Origin of the sequence: Vibrio sp. 10N.222.46.A1 (assembly GCF_041473595.1) — a bacterium.
Classification (GTDB): domain Bacteria; phylum Pseudomonadota; class Gammaproteobacteria; order Enterobacterales; family Vibrionaceae; genus Vibrio; species Vibrio tasmaniensis_A.
Genome location: NZ_JBFRSN010001284.1, coordinates 1 through 2,543, shown reverse-complemented (window position 1 = coordinate 2,543; position 2,543 = coordinate 1). Strand labels below are relative to the sequence as shown.

General features: G+C 45.9%; 1 protein-coding gene and 1 pseudogene. One reads left to right on the top strand and one right to left on the bottom strand.

Annotation, left to right across the window (positions count from 1 at the left end; all coding sequences use genetic code 11):
- Nucleotides 1-2: 2 nt before the first annotated feature.
- Nucleotides 3-2,177, bottom strand: a complete 2,175-nt coding sequence (gene uvrD / locus AB4496_RS25990; RefSeq protein WP_009848185.1) for a DNA helicase II — start codon at nt 2,175-2,177, stop codon at nt 3-5.
- A 264-nt stretch (nt 2,178-2,441) separates the two neighbouring features.
- Between uvrD and AB4496_RS25985 the strand changes: the two are divergent.
- Nucleotides 2,442-2,543: pseudogene (locus AB4496_RS25985) on the top strand (DUF2282 domain-containing protein); the annotation flags it as partial.

Below are 2,543 nucleotides of genomic sequence, written 5' to 3'. Positions count from 1 at the left end.
AATTAAAGCTGCTCTAATCGAGCGTAAGCCGTTACTAACCACTTAATCCCTTCACCATTGAACGCAACTTGAACTCGGCTTTGTGGGCCACTTCCTTCGAAGTTGATGATGGTACCTTCACCAAACTTAGGGTGTTTAACGCGAGAGCCCAAACTAAAGCCTGTTTCATTGAAGTTCTCTTTCACGGCGGTTTGGCTAAAGCGACCACTGCTTGCAGGGCGACTCACTTGCGCTTTCATACGCACTTCATCCAGACATGTCTCTGGTAGCTCACGAATAAAACGAGATGGCTTGTGATACTTGTCTTGACCGTACAAACGACGCATTTCAGCGTAAGTGATGTAGAGCTTCTCCATCGCACGGGTCATGCCGACGTAACACAGACGACGCTCTTCTTCTAAACGCCCCGCTTCTTCTGCAGACATCTGGCTTGGGAACATGCCCTCTTCAACACCAACCATGAATACCATTGGGAACTCTAGGCCTTTGGCACTGTGCAGAGTCATGAGCTGAACCGCATCATCAAACTCATCAGCCTGACCTTCACCCGCTTCCAAAGCCGCATGAGTTAAGAACGCTGTTAGCATGCTCATTTCATCCGCTTCTTCTGGTTTTTCAAACTGACGCGTTGCCGTTACCAATTCTTCCAAGTTCTCAATACGTGCCTTCGACTTCTCGCCTTTCTCTTGCTCGTACATCGCAAACAAGCCCGACGATTTGATCACGTGGTCGGTTTGCTCATGAAGTCTCAGTTCTATGGTGTCATCTTCAAGTGCATTGATAAGTTCAATAAAGCGGCTCAATGCACCCGCAGCACGACCAGGTAGCACTTGCTCTTCTATCAAAGCAACACTGGCTTCCCACATGGTTGCACCACGATCACGCGCTGCAAGACGAATCGTTTCTAGCGTTTTATCACCCAAGCCACGAGTCGGCGTATTAACGACACGTTCGAATGCCGCATCATTACTACGGTTACTCATTAAGCGCAGGTAGCTCAAAGCATCTCTAATTTCCTGACGCTCGAAGAATCGCATGCCACCGTAGATTCGGTAAGGCAGGCCACCTTGGATAAGCGCTTCTTCAAGCACACGAGATTGGGCGTTATTACGATAAAGCATCGCGGTATCTTCTAACGCACCGCCTTTCTCTTGCCACTCTTTGATTTTGCTAACCGTGAAACGCGCTTCATCTAACTCGTTATAAGCTGAGTAAACTGAGATTGGCTCGCCATCGTTGCCATCAGTCCACAGCTCTTTACCCATACGCTCGGTGTTGTTCGAGATAAGCTCGTTCGACGCCTGAAGAATGGTTTTGGTTGAACGGTAGTTTTGTTCGAGTCGAACCGTTGAAGCACCTGGGAATTCATCCAAGAACTTCTGAATATTTTCAATTTTAGCGCCACGCCAGCCATAGATAGATTGGTCATCATCACCCACGATCATCACGCGACAATCCGGGCCCGCCATCATACGTAACCAAGCGTATTGGATGTTGTTGGTATCTTGGAATTCGTCGACAAGAATGTGCTTAAAGCGAGCTTGGTAGTGCTCGCGGATGTGTTTCTTATCGCGCAATAGTTCATGCGATCGCAACAAGATTTCAGCAAAATCGACCAAGCCAGCACGATCACATGCCTCTTGGTAAGCAGAGTAAATCTTTAACCACGTTTGAGTTATTGGATCATGGTAGGCGTCAATGTGACTTGGGCGCAGCCCTTCGTCTTTCTTGCCATTGATCCACCAAGAAGCTTGCTTGGCTGGCCACTGCTTTTCATCAAGGTTTTGCGCCTTGATTAAGCGACGCAGCAAACGAATCTGATCATCTGAATCAATGATCTGGAAGTCTTCTGGCAGTTTTGCATCTAGGTAGTGAGCACGAAGAATGCGGTGACAGATACCGTGGAAGGTGCCGTTCCACATGCCCGACGAACTGCCCATCATCAACTCTTCAATACGACCACGCATCTCTGCTGCCGCTTTGTTGGTGAAAGTAACCGACATGATAGAGAACGGTGATGCTTGCTCTACGCTTTGTAACCAAGCGATACGATGCACCAACACTCGCGTTTTACCACTACCAGCACCTGCCAGAATAAGTAGGTTTTCTAAAGGTGCCGCGACCGCCTCACGTTGTTTGTCGTTTAGGCCATCGAGTAAAAGCGAAGGATCTATCATTGGATATGCTCACTACTGGGTATTTATACATAAAAGTTGATTATAACCTAAACACTAGGCTGCGTTTAGGATAATAAGAAGAAAAAATAATCAAAAATTAACATAATAAAATCAGCAATTTAAACCATAAATCATCATTAATATTGATATTTTTTATAATGCCGTGAAATTATTTCCTAGTTCTTCCTATCCTTTTTAGTAAGCAAGTTAACAATTCATTAACCTGCGATGTAAAAATACTATTAAGTCCTAGAGGGAATGACTATGAAAAATTCTAATCTTGCTGTTACAGCTGCAATCACAAGTGTACTAGCGTTTGGCGGTGCAGTTCTTACATCAGCACCTGCGGAAGCAGCAGCAAAAGAA